Annotated in this window: 15 protein-coding genes; 1 reads left to right on the top strand and 14 read right to left on the bottom strand. The window is 44.0% G+C overall.

Features of this window, described 5'->3' with window-relative positions:
- Positions 1-357: 357 nt before the first annotated feature.
- From DDZ16_RS06060 to DDZ16_RS20710, 3 genes are all read right to left on the bottom strand, one after another.
- The gene (locus tag DDZ16_RS06060) at positions 358-1,482 is read right to left on the bottom strand and encodes a restriction endonuclease subunit S (protein WP_109263532.1); all 1,125 of its coding nucleotides are present in this window, start codon (positions 1,480-1,482) and stop codon (positions 358-360) included.
- Between the two features lie 194 nt (positions 1,483-1,676).
- Positions 1,677-3,233 carry a class I SAM-dependent DNA methyltransferase gene (locus DDZ16_RS06065; RefSeq protein ID WP_109263533.1) on the bottom strand — a complete coding sequence of 519 codons (1,557 nt, stop codon included), beginning with the start codon at positions 3,231-3,233 and terminating at the stop codon, positions 1,677-1,679.
- A 365-nt stretch (positions 3,234-3,598) separates the two neighbouring features.
- Entirely contained in the window at positions 3,599-3,757 is a 159-nt protein-coding gene (locus DDZ16_RS20710; protein ID WP_158275617.1) for a hypothetical protein, read from the bottom strand.
- A gap of 1,379 nt (positions 3,758-5,136) precedes the next feature.
- On the opposite strand from DDZ16_RS20710, the gene DDZ16_RS06080 reads away from it, so the two are divergent.
- Positions 5,137-5,775, top strand: coding sequence for a GDSL-type esterase/lipase family protein (locus DDZ16_RS06080; RefSeq protein WP_109263536.1), 639 nt, complete (start codon positions 5,137-5,139; stop codon positions 5,773-5,775).
- A gap of 524 nt (positions 5,776-6,299) precedes the next feature.
- Here the strand turns inward: DDZ16_RS06080 and DDZ16_RS06085 are convergent.
- From DDZ16_RS06085 to DDZ16_RS06140, 11 genes are all read right to left on the bottom strand, one after another.
- On the bottom strand, positions 6,300-6,974 hold the full coding sequence (locus tag DDZ16_RS06085) for a hypothetical protein (protein ID WP_109263537.1): 675 nt from the start codon (positions 6,972-6,974) through the stop codon (positions 6,300-6,302).
- Positions 6,975-7,585: 611 nt separating this feature from the next.
- Positions 7,586-8,590 (bottom strand): beta-ketoacyl-ACP synthase III, encoded by a 1,005-nt coding sequence (locus DDZ16_RS06095; protein WP_109263539.1) that lies wholly within the window; start codon positions 8,588-8,590, stop codon positions 7,586-7,588.
- Between the two features lie 316 nt (positions 8,591-8,906).
- Positions 8,907-9,092 (bottom strand): 50S ribosomal protein L32, encoded by a 186-nt coding sequence (gene rpmF, locus DDZ16_RS06100; protein ID WP_109263540.1) that lies wholly within the window; start codon positions 9,090-9,092, stop codon positions 8,907-8,909.
- 14 nt (positions 9,093-9,106) lie between these two features.
- Positions 9,107-9,682, bottom strand: a complete 576-nt coding sequence (locus DDZ16_RS06105; protein ID WP_109263541.1) for a YceD family protein — start codon at positions 9,680-9,682, stop codon at positions 9,107-9,109.
- Between the two features lie 136 nt (positions 9,683-9,818).
- The gene (locus DDZ16_RS06110; protein ID WP_109263542.1) at positions 9,819-10,970 is read right to left on the bottom strand and encodes a sensor histidine kinase; all 1,152 of its coding nucleotides are present in this window, start codon (positions 10,968-10,970) and stop codon (positions 9,819-9,821) included.
- Positions 10,971-11,182: 212 nt separating this feature from the next.
- Entirely contained in the window at positions 11,183-12,115 is a 933-nt protein-coding gene (rsgA, locus tag DDZ16_RS06115) for a ribosome small subunit-dependent GTPase A (protein WP_109263543.1), read from the bottom strand.
- 202 nt (positions 12,116-12,317) lie between these two features.
- On the bottom strand, positions 12,318-12,974 hold the full coding sequence (locus DDZ16_RS06120; RefSeq protein ID WP_109263544.1) for a class I SAM-dependent methyltransferase: 657 nt from the start codon (positions 12,972-12,974) through the stop codon (positions 12,318-12,320).
- 9 nt (positions 12,975-12,983) lie between these two features.
- A complete protein-coding gene (locus DDZ16_RS06125) occupies positions 12,984-13,322 on the bottom strand; it encodes a TraR/DksA family transcriptional regulator (RefSeq protein ID WP_198416680.1) in 339 nt (112 codons plus the stop codon).
- A 138-nt stretch (positions 13,323-13,460) separates the two neighbouring features.
- Positions 13,461-13,916 carry a DUF4268 domain-containing protein gene (locus tag DDZ16_RS06130; protein WP_109263545.1) on the bottom strand — a complete coding sequence of 152 codons (456 nt, stop codon included), beginning with the start codon at positions 13,914-13,916 and terminating at the stop codon, positions 13,461-13,463.
- 15 nt (positions 13,917-13,931) lie between these two features.
- Positions 13,932-14,099 carry a hypothetical protein gene (locus DDZ16_RS20715; protein WP_158275618.1) on the bottom strand — a complete coding sequence of 56 codons (168 nt, stop codon included), beginning with the start codon at positions 14,097-14,099 and terminating at the stop codon, positions 13,932-13,934.
- 151 nt (positions 14,100-14,250) lie between these two features.
- Positions 14,251-15,438 carry a DcaP family trimeric outer membrane transporter gene (locus DDZ16_RS06140; protein WP_109263547.1) on the bottom strand — a complete coding sequence of 396 codons (1,188 nt, stop codon included), beginning with the start codon at positions 15,436-15,438 and terminating at the stop codon, positions 14,251-14,253.
- Between the last annotated feature and the right edge of the window lie 25 nt (positions 15,439-15,463).

The raw sequence follows: 15,463 nt of genomic DNA on the forward strand, positions 1-15,463 counted from the left end.
AGAGCGGTGACAAAGTTGTAACTAAACCATGGTAATACGATTTAAGCAGGATCACGCTATATGAACTACCGTTCCCTGGCCGGTCTGCGGCTATAAATTACTGATTATTGGCAACTAAAACCGCGGAGCGGTGTCTTGAGCGGTAAAACGACCAACGCGAAAACCCCGATAAACCGCGGAGCGGTGACAGAGTCGTAACTAAACCATAACAATACAATTTAAACGGGCATGACCAGTATTCGAAATAAAACTACGTTGCATAGTAGCTAAACCCCGGAGGACATTTTTCCACCAGACTCAACCTAATGAAACTTCTCGTCACAGCCCCTCTGCGTTTAGGCCACTTTTAACACCTCTCTACAACTCCCCCTTAAAAGCTTTTTGCACCAACGCATTAAAAAGATCTTCGTTTTCCTGCATGCTTTGTTTGAGCAATGTCTTTTGGGCTTCTATGTTTTGGACGATTTGGGCGAAGTGGTTTTGGAGATTTAACGGTGGTAGTGGTATAGAAAGATTCTTCAATTTTTCTTTTGATATATTTGGCATTGAACCAGCACTTCCTGTAGCAAGCTTCTGGATTTTTCTTCTGAAATTCCTGTCATTAAAAAGAAAGGAAGTAAATATACCATTTAACAATAATGGCTGGTATTTTATTCTAAAAATAGTATCCGGAAGCAACAATTTAGGAGGGGTTTTAAAGACATAAGCACAAGCACCAACAAGCTCTCGGGTATTCTTTCTTGAAAACAAAAGGTCATTTGGTTTTACTTCAATATTTTCTTTGGGAGATAATGAGTCCGGTAATTTCTTGTTCTTATTATCTAAATAATTTCTTTCTGAAACCGCAGACAAAGTAAGTATTGCCCAAGTATTATTGCCTTTTCTGGGGCTACTTTCACATTTTGGACTCCAACCACTTTCGATTCCATCAATGACCCCACCCAAGTTAACTTCTTCCCACCCCTTCGGATTGGTCACCGGATCGCCAAACATATCCAGGAAGGTAGCTTGTAACAGCTCCTCGTAGGCAGCCAGTTGCTGCTTGCTTTTTTGGCGCAGGGCATCGGCTTTGTCTAATATGGTGGCAATGCGTTTTTGTTCGGGTAGTGGGGGGAGGGGGATTTGAACCCTGTCTAATCCCAGTTTTGTTATCTGTGGCTGTGCTGAACCAGAAATGCAATCTTTCAGACTGGTATTTTTCAGATAATAATATAGATATTTAATATACACATCCTTACTGAGACTATCCAAGGCCATTGCATTGCCATTGATATAAGAATAAGGCTCTGAAATATTAACACTCCCGCATGAGGCACCTCTACAGGTTATCAACAAGGTTTCTTCTTTATGATTAAATTCAGAATACCATCCAATTTTTCCATTTGCGCCATAAACCGAATATCCTTTCTCGGTAAAATCTTTCATCGAAATAGTCTTCCATTGCTTTGGCCTGCAAATATCTGTCAAGCTAACTAATTTCATCCCAGCAACCCTCCCAATTCATTCATTAGCTCATTGCGTTCGCTCCCTTTGAAGTCTAAATATTTCATAAACGCCCACAGAGGGCAAAACGGCATAATTCTCATTACAATATTAATTATTAGCAAACAAATTCCTGATTATTTAATATCATATGCGAGCGAGTAATGACCAATTTGTTGAGGTCAACAAATTGGTCAATCATTCAGCATTTTATCTAATTCATTCATTAAATCATCCCTTTCGCTATCCATTTTTTTAATTCGCTCCATAATGTCACCGGGTGCATCGTACTGCACCTCTTCGTAAACAATCTCCTGGTAGGTATTAAACGAGAGGTTGTAGTTTTCTTTCCTTATTTCATCGGCCGGCACAAAAAAGTGCTGGGCGGTGCGATCAGCACCAAAGTCCTTTAGCTCATCGGGAGCTGAGTGGGTTATTTGGTGGAACTTTTCGATGATGTCGGGAATATTGTTCTCTTCATGTTTGTAGGCCCTCAGCGACGGTAACTCCGGTTCGTTTTCATCAGGCTTGCCCAGCATTTCGCGTTTGTCGTCGAGACTGTAGCCATCGGCTTTCATGTCGTAGAACCACACTTTGTCGGTACCGCCGGTTCCGGTTTTGGTAAAAATGAGAATGGCCGTGGCCACTCCCGTATAGGGTTTAAACACACCTGAGGGCATGGAAATGACCCCCTGCAACTGGTTTTCGTCGATCAGTTTCTGGCGAATGGCCTTGTGGCTTTTGGTGCTTCCAAACAACACACCGGCAGGCACAATAACGGCACAACGGCCACCCGGGCGCAACATACGCAGCATCAGGGCCAGGAACAGCAATTCCGTTTTGGCACTCTTGGCGGTTTTGCCCAGGTTTAGTGCTTTCTTGAGACTTAGCTCGATGCCATCGTAATCCACAGAGCCTGTAAAAGGCGGATTGGCCATAATCAATGAGAACTTTTCGCTCACTTCATTGTCGCCCGAAAGGGCATCCTTGTATTGCAACTTAGGATTGTCAATGCCGTGCATTTGCAGGTTCATGGCACTGATGCCCACCATGGTGTTATCGCTCTCAAACCCGTTGAACATACCGTTGTTGAAATGCTCACGGAACTCCTTTTTGTAGAATTCATCGGGATAATTGTCGCGCAAATACTCCACAACGCTTACCAGGAAGCCGGCGGTACCTGCTGCCGGGTCGCACACCCACTCATCGGTTTGCGGTTGCATCAGGTCAACCATCATGCGTATGATGTGCTTGGGCGTACGAAACTGTCCGTTAATACCGGCAGAAGCCAGCTTGGACAACAAATATTCATATACATCCCCTTTGGTGTCACGGTCCTCCAGTTTTATCTTGTCCAACAGTTGCACCACCCGGTCCAGTAACTTAGAGCTGTTGATGTCGAAATTGGCATACCGCATGGTATCGGCAAACAGACCGCCTTTGCGACCGATGTTTTTGATAAAGTCGAACACACCGCCCTCTTTGCGAAAGAGGTGGTACATCTGATTGGGGTCCCTGGTCTTAAACACATTCCAACGCAGTTCACGTTGATCCTCATTGTAAATGGGGTCCTGAACCGCCATACCCAGTTTATTGGCCTGCTTTTCTTTCAACTCCTGTTGACGATCCAGACTGCGGATGAACAGCAAATAGGTAATTTGCTTAATGATACTCAACGGGTCGGTCATTCCGTTTTGCCAGAATTCCTTCCAAATCTTGTCAATGTCGTTGCGCTGTTGTCCTGTGAGCATTTATTTATGTGTTTGTTTTTTTCAATACAAAAGAAGCAGAGTGTACCTTTATTTCAGTCTGCAAAAATAATTTTTAAATTCACGACATCAATACATCGTAACCGTAGGGTTAGGGGTTAGGGGTTAGGGGTTCTGGGGTCGGAGCAAATCAAAAAGAACCATGCAAGCATCAAAAGCCGCAATTCCATAATAATAAAAACTTTGCGTCATAGTGCCTTTGCGTTTAGGCTATTTTCAACCGGCTATGGGGCATAAAACTACTCAAAAAACCACTATGCCTAAGAATAAACTCGCAAGTTTCCGTTACCGGGTTATCAACAATTGCCTGCGTAATACCGGAAGAAAATGGAACCGGCAGGACCTGATCAATGAGATTTCGGATCAGCATTCACCGCAGCCTGACAGCTGGAAAATTCTCCCAGATAAATACGGTTCGAATCTGAGGGCATATAATTACACCCCCGGGCATGCACTTCATGATCACCATTGCTCTGAGCATTTTTGTTGACATTATACTTCGTCATAACTTAAAAATTTAGGTTTAAAAATCATTTATCGGTACAATGTTAAAGGAAGTGGGTGCAATGTTTTTGCACTGGAAATAAAAAAGATGTTTTCCATCTGATATTCTCAAAAACACCGCTCCTAAAAAAATAAACCAACGCCCTTAATCATCTCACCATTAGAACCTATGAACCATAAAAAGAGCAACCATTTTATTGACCTCTAAAGGCAGTAGATTACATAGACGTGTGAAATATTCCGTACCTACGGCACTCATTTATAGTTTCCAGGTTCGTTTCTACTACCAATATATCGTCCCTCCGGGACTTTTTGGTAAATATATTCGCATTGTTTTCCCCATATGAGATGATCAATGGCCACGCAACTTTTTGCTTCTTCGCATCTACCGATTCTAAACTGCCCTTACAGGGCGCAAACTCATTACCACCGCCAGATCCCAAGGCGTTGCCGTTGGGCTAAGATTATTTGGGCTTTCAGCCCGGCCCGAGTAAACCATGCTCTTTGCCCCTGGCCTCCCCCCTGCGTTTCTCCGCGCTCCCTGTGGTTTTTTATCCTAAACCGGCAACGCCGGTTGTTTGGTTTTAACCACAGAGGACACAGGGGAACGCAGAGAGGGATTTTTTTAAGGCTTGGTAGTGCTTTTTATGTGCGAAAAGTAATATCGCGTACCTACGGCACTCACGATGTATTTTCCCGGACTTTCTACCGATATGTCGTCCCTCCGGGACTTTGGAGTTACGGGGTGTAATCTTACGGATTTAAAATAGCCCGAAAAAAAGGCCCGTCAGGGCTGAAATATTGGTAGAAAAGGTTGTGTAAAGAAGACCGTTAAGTCCCGTAGGGATGGCATTGCCATGGTCAGGGCTGACTGGTTACATGTGATTTTACATACGACACCTTCGGAGTCGTTTTTCAACTTTTTGCTTCTTCGCATCTACCAATTCTAAGCTGCCCATGCAGGGCGCTAAAACCTCGAACCCGAAAAAATCCCAAGGCGTTGCCGTTGGGCTAAGATTAGTTGGGCTTTCAGCCCGCGTGCCTCCTGCTCTGCGCCCCTCTGTGCTCTCTGTGATTTCACATACGACACCTTCGGCGTCGTTTTTCAATTCCTGGGAGATGCTATAAACATAGGCGACCTTCGGCCTCCGTCTCAATGCTCTATGCCCCATGCCGCATGCTGTACCAACTAATGTGCTGATGAGATGATGAACTATTGAGCATTTACATTTAAATACCCTCTCACCCTACTACCCCCACTGAATACTGACAACTGATCACTAAATTACTTTCTGCCACTATGCCCCTTCCTCTCTGCCCATGCCCCATTTTTTCCTAACTTTAGCTCCACAAAATTTCTCATTCACTAAAACAACCAACTATGAAAAAACTGATTTTCGCCGGCTTAACGGCTGTTCTCATCAGCCTGTCAGCCTGCAATTGTAACGAACCAACCAAAGTAGCCTGCGTGGGCGACAGCATTACCGAAGGGGCCGGTGTGTGGCCACAAAGCGAACTGGCCTATCCGGTAGTTCTGGACAGTCTGCTGGGCGACCAATACAATGTTTTGAACCTGGGACGTAGCGCCACCACGATGCTTCGCGATGGCGATTTTCCGTATTGGACAGCCAAGGAATTTTCCAATGTTTTTGCGTATGAGCCGGAGGTGATCATCATCAAACTGGGGACCAACGACACCAAACCACAAAACTGGGATGCCGCTAAGTACGAAAGCAGTTACCAGGCAATGATCGACACCTTTAATACCATACCTGCCAATCCACAGATTTTTGTTTGTCTGCCGGTACCGGTTTTTGAAACCAAATGGGGCATCAATGATTCTACAGTGGTTAATGGTGTGATTCCGACTGTGAAGAAGATTGCTGAGCGCAACAACTTACCTGTAATAGATTTGTATGAGCCTATGCTGGACAAAGGGGAGATGTTTTTCGACAGCATCCACCCCGATGCACAAGGTGCTGCTGCCATGGCGGAGATTATTGCGGGGGAGATATTGTAGGTTATCTGCAATAAACCACAGTAATATCCCGTACCTACGGCACTCACGATGTATTTTCCCGGATCTTTCTACCGATATGCCGTCCCTCCGGGACTTTGGAGTTACGGGGTATAATCTTACGGATTTAAAATAGCCCGAAAAAAAGGCCCGTCAGGGCTGAAATATTGGTAGAAAAGGTTGTGTAAAGAAGACCGTTAAGTCCCGTAGGGATGGGACTACCTTCTCAATGCTCTCTGCACTTGGTCCATGCTCTCTGCACTTGGCTCCATTCCTCCGGCTTCCGGCTCTCCCCTCCTCTGCGTCTCTCTGCGCTCTCTGTGGTTTTAATTAATAACCGGCAGCGCCGGTTGATTTTTCTTACCACAGAGGACACAGAGTGGGATTTTTTAAAGCTCCCTGGAGTCTTTAATTCCAGGGAGTTATTTTTACATTCGACACCTTCGGAGTCGTTTTACCAATTCCCACGATATTCTATAAACATGGGAGACCTTCGGCCTCCTTCCTCCCTGCTCCATCCACTTACCTTAAGCCTCGGCAGTATTCTCATCGTACATTACCACAGAAGCATCAAATTCGGTATTAACCACCTCGTCTTTAGTAAGCCATTTTTCCGAAGTAATCACCTCATATTGATTATTTCCTTTCTCCTTCAATTCCCAAATAATGCCATCGGCCTCGGGAAAAGGAACCTTTCCGTCCAGTTGATCGCCAAACAAACGCAGAAGGAGGTTATTGTCCGACAAGCCCTGACTGAGAGATTTCAATACGGTTTCTTTATTGACCTCAGAATCCTCTTCATTCGATGTTAATTCCAGGTCAATCACGTTGATCTGAATGTGCGGAAACTTGCCATTATAGGCTGTATACAACAATTGGTTGACCTCAAATAATGGTTTGTGAAGATCAATCTCGGTATATTTCTCGGCCATCTTTTCGCTCAACATTTCGAGAGAGATGTTATCGATCTGCCCTTCCGTCAGATGATCTGAAAGTTTGTAATCCAGCACAATGGCAGCAGCCTCTCTGGGCTCAAACTCATTGATGGCCATAAAAAGAAAGTCTTTGACTTCAGCATCTTTTACTGTTTCAGCATCCGGCACCTCAAAACGGTTCATCAGTTCCTTGTAATCGTCAAGCGACCAGGCTCCTTCCAGTTCATCGGTGGTTTTTACATCGTTAATCTTAACATGAAATTGCATAAACTATACTTTTCTGTTCATAAGGGTAACCGATGAGATGAAGGATTGTTGTGAAGGATTTCTTATCAAAGGGTCTGGAACCTGCGAAATTTATCAGAATGCCATTTGGCGGGGTTGGTACGGATGTAGTTTTTAATGGTGCAATACGATTCTTCATCCCTGATAATGTGGTCATGGTAATTAGGATGCCACAATGGTTTTTGTCGATTAAACTTTTGGACTGGCAGTTCTTTCTTATCAATAAAGTTGTCTATCGCATTTACAGTAGCCGATTTGAATCCAGAAACAAAAGAAGAGATAGACCTTGGAGAACGTTTTAGGCGGAATGAATCTCCCTGATTAGTATACTTGGGAACGGTATTATCGGAAGAAACGCACGGCCGTGCGTCTTGGCACCCCCACACAAACTACATTGTTTCAGGGGTTACAACAATTAAAAATAATGAATTCATTTATTTGTTGTATCCGTAGCTACGCAAAATTTTGCGCATCTACACCCAAAAACCGAAACAACACCAAATAATCACGACATACAAAAAACCCGGCACAATTGATTAACCAATCGATGCCGGGCGTTTATTTATCCGTCTGTTGTCTTGTTGTTAAAGAGATTATTTTTGGTCGCCGTTGTACCCCCATTTCAGGTAGAGGGCTCCCCAGGTAAATCCTGCACCAAATGCGGCGAGAATGATATTGTCACCTTTTTTCAGCTGCTCTTCCCACTCCCACAGACAAAGAGGTAAAGTAGCGGCAGTGGTGTTTCCATAGCGCTGAATATTGATCATCACCTGGCTTTTATCAATGCCCATGCGATTGGCAGTACCTTCAATGATACGCATGTTGGCCTGGTGGGGCACCAGCCAGTTAAGATTATCAGAAGTGATGTTGTTACGTTCCATAACTTCCACGGCCACGTCAGCCATTTTAGAAACTGCATGTTTGAATACATGACGGCCATCCTGGAAGATATAATGTTCGCGGTTATCGATGGTTTCGTGAGATGGGGGCTTAACTGATCCACCGGCCTTCTGGTGAAGATATACACGACCAAAACCATCACTTTGCAGCTTACTGTCCACAACCCCCTCTTCTTCGGTGGTTGGTTCAAGTAATACCGCTCCGGCACCATCACCAAAAAGAACGCAAGTAGTACGATCTGTATAGTCGGTTATTGACGACATTTTGTCGGCACCCACCACAACGACTTTCTTTTTGCTGCCTGTTTTTATAAACTGTGCAGCTGTATCCAGTGCATACAGGAAACCTGAACATCCGGCATTGATATCGAAGCTGTGCGCATTGCGAATGTCACATTTATCAGAAACAATATTGGCAGTCGCCGGAAATATATGATCGGGGGTAACAGTGGCACAGATAAGCATATCCACTTCATCAGGCGAGGTTCCTGATTTTTCAAGCACCTGGTTAACGGCCTCTTTGGCCATATCCGAGGTGCCTTTTCCTTCACCTTTCAGAATTCTTCTTTCTTTTATGCCTACGCGGGTCGTGATCCATTCATCGGAGGTATCGACCATTTTACTGAGTTCCTCATTTGTGAGGACATAATCGGGAACATATCCTCCGATTGCGGTGATAACTGCATTTACTTTTTCCATCGTAACAGAAACGATTTAATGGCCGGAAGTAATTTGGTGCGTCACAGTTAGTGGCGAGACATGTTCTGGCCTTGTAAAAAACAAGCCGGACAAAACTTACGAATTGCCCGATAAATAAAATTGCCCCTAAAGCAAGTCACTCAGGGGCATATTTTTTAAACTAATAAGATACACAAGCTTTTACAAATCCTGCGATTTGCACTGAAATTCGTTTAACCAGCTCTTCCACTATCTTACAGATACCGTTTCGTGCAAACAAAACGCGCCACTGACGGATAGAGTTTACACCGAAAACGAGCATTTCAGCGAACTCAACCTAAGCTGTAACTTCCTTCTCAACAGCCAGTTTGCCTCTGTAATGACCACACTCGTTGCATACAGTATGCATTTTGATTGTAGCGCCACAGTTAGAGCAAACACCCAAAGCAGGCATGGTGGCTTTGTAGTGAGTTCTTCTCTTGTCTCTTCTAGTCTTCGATGTTTTTCGTTTTGGATGTGCCATCTTATAACCTCTTTTTACTTGTTGTTTTTATTTATTAATTTCTTTAACTCATCCCATCTGGGATCTATCGGTTCGTCTTCAGTCTCTTCTTCGCTGTCCGGAAAACTGTCTTCGTCAACCATATACTCGTTCAGTTTTTCCAACATTTCCGGATCACAGCCCGGTGTACCGTCTTCATTGTCGGGGTGAACATGTCTGATGGGCACACTCACAACAATGAATTCGTACATAAACTCGGCTACATTAAAAGTGTGTGCTTCGTGGGGTAAAACCACGATTTCCTCAGTTGGTTCGTCGTATTCGTCGCCAAAATTCACATAGATGGTTCCTTCATAATCTATAGGAACATCCACATTACTTAAACAGCGGTCGCAAGTGGTTCCAACCTCTCCCTCAATTTGGAACTGAAATTCCATCATTCGGGAACTTTTAATGAGCTTTACGGTGGCCAAAAGGTCACCTGTCTCTACCTGTGGCTGCTCAAACAGCTCAAAAAAGGTGTTTCCTAACTTGAACTCAAAGAGGTGTTCGCCGTCCTTAAGTCCCTTAAAGGCAATGTCGTAGTCTTTTCTTTTCTTCTCTGCTGCCATACGTAAAAACTTCGCAAAGGTATAAAATATTCATTGTGTGGAAAAAATAATTTCAGAAAAAGTTTTTTGTGACGAAATCATCAGAAAAAACCCCTTATTAACACAGATAGTAAAGACGCACGATCGTGCGTCTCTACTATCCAATCAGAATCCGGAAAGTCGTCCCTTTATCCGGAGCCGATTCCCTGACAAATATTTTTCCGTGGTGATAATCCTCCACGATGCGCCGAACAAGCGTAAGCCCAAGACCCCATCCACGTTTTTTGGTAGTATAGCCCGGTTTAAAAATGGTTTTTTGTTTGTTTCTGGCAATGCCTTTCCCCGTATCTGTAATATCAATAAAGGTTTGGTTTTTCTGCTTTCCCCAGGAGAATATAATGGAACCTTCTCCTTCCATAGCATCCGCCGCATTTTTACAGATGTTCTCAATCACCCATTCAAAAAGTGGCCGGTTAACAAAAATCTCAGATGCCCCGGTCGATTCAGGAACTTGCATCCGGATATTTACCCCGGAGGAAATGCGTCGTTCAAGATAACCGATCACATCGTGGAGCATTTCAAAAATTTCCACCTTATTCAACTCGGGGCGTGACCCTATCTTGGAAAACCTGGCTGTAATAATCTGAAGCCTTTGGATGTCATGCTTCATCTCTTCAACCAAAGAAGCTTCCACATTTTTCATGGATAGTACTTCCACCCATCCGAGCAGAGAAGACGTTGGCGTACCTAACTGGTGGGCTGTTTCTTTGGCCATACCTACCCAAACCTGGTCTTGTTCCCATCGTCGGGCAGAGCTGAAAGCCCAGTAGGCCAGCAACACAAACAACACTACAACCACCAGTTGAACAACCGGAAACCATCTTAGTTTCTGGAGAATCGTGGAATCGGAGTAATACAAGAACTGACGTTGATTATCGCCCAGGTCTATGACAATGGGCTCCCGTCCGCTCTTCATTTCTTTTAGTTTTTGCTGCAAAAAGACATTCTCTCCCTTTGACGGCAAATCCAGATTACGGTGAAAATAAATGGTATCATTGGCGTCGGCAATGATTAGTGGTACAGTCGTATTGTTCTGAATAATTTCAAAAACCAGTTCGAGGGATTGATCATCAATATCGGGCCGGGCAAATTGCCGGTTGGCCTTTGCCCATAGCTCCATTTTTCTGGTCTCTTCCTGTCGCAGTTGCGAAGTAAGCTGATTGGTATAATAAAGAGATGCGGCACCAATTAGCAGGGCGCCGATCATCAGGAAAAATTTCCACCAACGTTTTCTTTTGTATAGTTCCATTTTGAAATGGTATAACGTGTTCTCAGTTCCGGACTTTGGGTTCAGGGTTTCTCTAAAAAAACGAAGGAGACCGCCATCTATTGCAATCTCCTTTAAGCTTTTTGTTCACCAACCACCGATTACCCTCCACCGCCCATTGAACACTGACAACTGATCACTGACAACTGACCACCGACTACTGACCACTGATTACTGATTACTGATAATTGTATCTACCTGTACTTCTCATCCCGGTTAAGAAAAATGCTCACATAGCTGTTGTAGCGTGAGGAGGCAATTTCGCCTCTTTCTAAAGCTTCCTTAACTGCGCAACCCGGCTCATGCAGGTGAGTACAATTGTAATAACGACAATTGGAAGCCGCTTTGAAGATTTCGCGGAAGTAATGCGCCAATTCTTCTTTCTCAATATTAAAGAGTCCGAACCCGCGAATACCGGGGGTGTCAATAATGTATCCGCCAAAGCTGAGTGGATGCATTTCAGCAAAGGTAGTGGTGTGACGACCGGTATGATGCCGATCGGAAATACGTCCGGTTTTCAAATTAAGTGAAGGCTCCACCCTGTTAATAAGTGTACTCTTACCCACACCTGAATGACCGGCCACTAATGACACTTTGTCGTTAAGAAGTGATTTCACTTTCTCAAGACTTTCATCGTCATCATGCTTTGCGGAGGTTGTCAGCACATTATAGCCGATCATTTCATACATCTCCACAATTTCATGCAACTGGTCTTTGTGAAAATGATCGTAACGGTCTACTTTATTAAATATAATGGTAGTGGGAATATCGTATGCTTCGGCAGTTGCCAGAAAACGATCGATAAAAACCGGTGTTGTAACCGGATAATTGATGGTAGCAACAATAATGGCCTGATCAATATTGGCAGCCAAAATCTGAGTTTGCTTTGAAAGATTGGAGGCACGACGGACAATAAAATTCTGACGCTCTTTAATTTCTTCAATAACCCCTGTTCCAGTAGCCGCATCGACAGAATAAGCCACGCGGTCACCCACAGCAACGGGATTGGTGCTCTTCAACTCATCGAGCCGGAACCGGCCTTTTATCTTACAAGACACGGATGGCTCATCGTCGGTTTTTACATTGTACCAACTCCCTGTAGATTTTATAACAACACCTTCTTTCAAACGATTCGATTTTTGTTTAACTCAAAAATAATGATTTATCACTTCCCATCATACTATAGATAGTCAGATTTTTAGAGATTAGATTTAAGAACATGCCCGGGGATTAAAAAACCGACTTCCCATTCTGTTTTTTGAAAAACCACAACGCACTGTGAATGGGTCAATTAGAACATGCACTTAAACCTCTCGGCAAATGATTGATTCAGAATTTATTTTCATTCCTTTTCTTCAGTATCACAACCCGCGTTTCGTCATTCCACATCATATCGTAACGAAACCGGCTGGCAATAAACTCAAAAGTTTTCATTGTATAAAAAAGAACATGCGTATCGTCACGAGCATAAAACCAGTTTTCAAAGTCCCCGGGAGCAGGTCGGAACATGGTCATTACCGTTAGAATTCCTCCGGGTTTTAGCAATGCGTCCAATTGTCGCAATTCTTTTTCAGGATCATGAAAATGCTCAAAAACTTCGGTGGAGAAAATGAAATCGAACGGGCCTTGAGGAAGTGCCGGTCCAAATATGGGATCGTAATTTTGACACTCGATCCTCTGTTTGGCCAAAATTTGGCATATGGCAGGACCTGGTCCGCAGCCGTAATCCAGCCCGGTCATTTCAGTGCTTAGAAAAGGGAGGGTTGGTTCAACTGCCTGGTTTAAAAATTTAAGATACCCCGGATCGTCAACATCGTTTTCATGTTGCTCGTAACGCTCCTTTTCAGCATTTACAGGCAGAAGATTGTGACAAGCAACAAATACCAGATCGCAAACAGGACAGTGAAGGTATCGTCTTTCAAGAGGCCCTTTAACAGGGTGGTGATGCTCCGGGTTGCTGTGACAAAGAGGACATTTTTGATTCATAGATCAGGATTATCTCGAGGCACATCGCATACAGAGGGTACTTTCGGGAACCAGAACCAACCGCCCCATGGGGATGGGCTGACCACATTTATAGCATGTCCCAAAATCATCTTTGTCAACATTTTCGAGTGCACGTTCCAATTTTTTCAATTTCTGGCGGGTTTGTCCCAAAGCAGCTTCATTGACACTTTTGTTGTTGATGGCATCCATCCTTGAAACCCTTCCAATAGAGTTCTCCGGGGCAATAGGCTTAGTCAGCTCTTCAAGCTCCTCGATTTCACGTTTTGCTTTGGTGATTTTCCGCTCTATGGTAGATTTAAGATGTTGTCGCTCGTCGGGTTTCAGCATAGGAATTAGTTTTTAGTTATAGTGGATAGTGATAAGCCTGAAGATTAGAAAAACGGCCTTGAATGCCTTAGAAGAACAACATTTAGCATTACAAAGAAATAACTGAAATATCTCCCGGCACGGAGTTATTCATGACTGTTACATATATTTCAGATAATCCTTAACCTCCAGGAAAGCTCGTTCCATCCTAATCATCTTGTCAATCATAAAGGTAAATATTTCTGTCCAGCTCTCACGCACATACATATCTCCGGGCTGTTCAACATACACACGGCAAACTTCCCGTCCATTGGGCTTAGTATAGGCAAAATCCCAGATGAGAGGTTCGCCAAACTGCCCTTCAAACAACCCTTTGGCAGCTTCCAGTTTCTCGTAAAGCCCCAGCCGGTCTTCTTCCTTTTTGATATTGATCTCCAAAGCCACAATTATTTTCTCACGGCTGACATCAAAGCGCAGGTCGAGGCCTTTAATACCTGTATTATCGAAGATCCATGTACGCTTGCGCCCTTTTTGACCAGGCAATCGCCGCGTCTTATTACTCAGTTTTTGCCAGAATTCGAGACGTAGTTCTTTGGCTTCTTCTTTTGAAAACATTGTGGTATTTGGTTTTTATTCTTCCTTCTTTTTCCCGGATGTAAGCAGCAAATAGAGCAGGTAAACGATGCCGCTTCCCATCAGTCCGATGGCTACCCGCTCCATGGCTTGGGAACCTCCGTGAATCATGCCGAAACCGGCTATTATAAAAAACACGGCTACAATCGCCAACTTAGTCTTCATAGGCTTAAAATAGTCATTAGTTATAGCCACCAGTGATTAGTAGCGTTTAAATAATTCAACACCATTCTCCCAAACACGAACAATCTTCAATTTGTTCTACTCCATTTAACCTCTTTGCGGCATGGCGACTTTGCGTTTTTAACAACTATTTCTAAAAATTGTAACGCAAAGATAGCAAAAGCCGGTGGTTAACGAAGTTTTCCGTATCTGCAGGGACGCCGTAGTTGTCAAAGTCGCTTCCCCATTCGGCCCGGGTCATCATCCATTCAGCACCAATCCATGCTTTGCCCATAATGTATTTCAGACGGGGGGCAATAGCCAAAACAGAAGCGACTTTTCCTTCGCTAAGTGAAAGATCAGAATTTACCACAACTTCTTCCGGTGCTCCCATATTGGCAGTGTATCCGGCAAAAAGTCCGGGTTGCAGTCCGTCACTTTTATTGGAGTGTATGTCCGTCCAGACAGATCCTGTTTCAAGCGCAACGTAATCATCATCAGCCACCGACTGACCAACACCACCAAGCATTACCAGCTCCGACATATTGCTCCCGTAAACGCCTTCCATTTTAAAGGTAAATTTGGGGAATTTATACTTGAAGGAAGCATTCATGTGATATGAGGAAACTTTCTCGGGAGATGTTCCGGTATTGGGCACTGCCAGGGTTTTAAAACCTGCTGTCATTGCTGCCCAGGCTCCTCCGCTTTTCCACTTAAGCTGGGCATCCATCTCGGGCAAAAGGGCTCTTTCGGTACCATCAGATCCAAATCCGGAAGTACGGAAATTGTTTTGCTCAAGAAGGAAGAAGAGCAACTGAGTGCTTTCAGAAGCATTGAATGTCAACCGTATCTGAGGCGTGCGGTTCAGTGGGTGAAAAGGGGCTCCTGCATTGGTGTTGACCGTATGAGGAAAATTCTCAGTCAAAAACAAGGGATGCCAGGTCTGTCCTATTGTAAGCGACCAGGTTTCTTTAGCAAATTTCACAAAAGCATGACGCAGTCTGAAGTTGTTATCGCCATTGCCTTTCCCCAAAAAGTCACCTTCAATCAGAGCTGATGTTTGAAAACCTTTCAGTTCGGGTCCGCTCACATGAAGTCCAAAGCGGCTGTGACTGGCGTCCACATCAAACTGGCGATAATCGTTTAAATCCTCTCCTGCATCTCCTGGTTCTTCATTTTTGGGATATAAATAGATATGCCGGTTTCTTGCCTCTACACTACCACGGGTATTCACAGCAGCATCTACGCCCACATAACCATGAAAATCAACCTTAAAATCCTGGGCTGACACAGATGCCCCCACGGTTAGACCTGCAACAAAAAACAGTAAAAACTTCTTCATTTTGTGATATTATTTATTTTTTAAT

Source organism: Marinilabilia rubra (assembly GCF_003121985.1).
Lineage (GTDB): Bacteria > Bacteroidota > Bacteroidia > Bacteroidales > Marinilabiliaceae > Marinilabilia > Marinilabilia rubra.

Excerpts from the sequence above, each read along its gene's own strand:
- DDZ16_RS06060 (WP_109263532.1), bottom strand. The coding sequence starts at position 1,482 with ATGAAATTAGTTAGCTTGACAGATATTTGCAGGCCAAAGCAATGGAAG.
- DDZ16_RS06065 (WP_109263533.1), bottom strand. The coding sequence starts at position 3,233 with ATGCTCACAGGACAACAGCGCAACGACATTGACAAGATTTGGAAGGAA.
- DDZ16_RS20710 (WP_158275617.1), bottom strand. The coding sequence starts at position 3,757 with ATGACGAAGTATAATGTCAACAAAAATGCTCAGAGCAATGGTGATCAT.
- DDZ16_RS06080 (WP_109263536.1), top strand. The coding sequence starts at position 5,137 with ATGAAAAAACTGATTTTCGCCGGCTTAACGGCTGTTCTCATCAGCCTG.
- DDZ16_RS06085 (WP_109263537.1), bottom strand. The coding sequence starts at position 6,974 with ATGCAATTTCATGTTAAGATTAACGATGTAAAAACCACCGATGAACTG.
- DDZ16_RS06095 (WP_109263539.1), bottom strand. The coding sequence starts at position 8,590 with ATGGAAAAAGTAAATGCAGTTATCACCGCAATCGGAGGATATGTTCCC.
- rpmF (WP_109263540.1), bottom strand. The coding sequence starts at position 9,092 with ATGGCACATCCAAAACGAAAAACATCGAAGACTAGAAGAGACAAGAGA.
- DDZ16_RS06105 (WP_109263541.1), bottom strand. The coding sequence starts at position 9,682 with ATGGCAGCAGAGAAGAAAAGAAAAGACTACGACATTGCCTTTAAGGGA.
- DDZ16_RS06110 (WP_109263542.1), bottom strand. The coding sequence starts at position 10,970 with ATGGAACTATACAAAAGAAAACGTTGGTGGAAATTTTTCCTGATGATC.
- DDZ16_RS06120 (WP_109263544.1), bottom strand. The coding sequence starts at position 12,974 with ATGAATCAAAAATGTCCTCTTTGTCACAGCAACCCGGAGCATCACCAC.
- DDZ16_RS06125 (WP_198416680.1), bottom strand. The coding sequence starts at position 13,322 with ATGCTGAAACCCGACGAGCGACAACATCTTAAATCTACCATAGAGCGG.
- DDZ16_RS06130 (WP_109263545.1), bottom strand. The coding sequence starts at position 13,916 with ATGTTTTCAAAAGAAGAAGCCAAAGAACTACGTCTCGAATTCTGGCAA.
- DDZ16_RS20715 (WP_158275618.1), bottom strand. The coding sequence starts at position 14,099 with ATGAAGACTAAGTTGGCGATTGTAGCCGTGTTTTTTATAATAGCCGGT.
- DDZ16_RS06140 (WP_109263547.1), bottom strand. The coding sequence starts at position 15,438 with ATGAAGAAGTTTTTACTGTTTTTTGTTGCAGGTCTAACCGTGGGGGCA.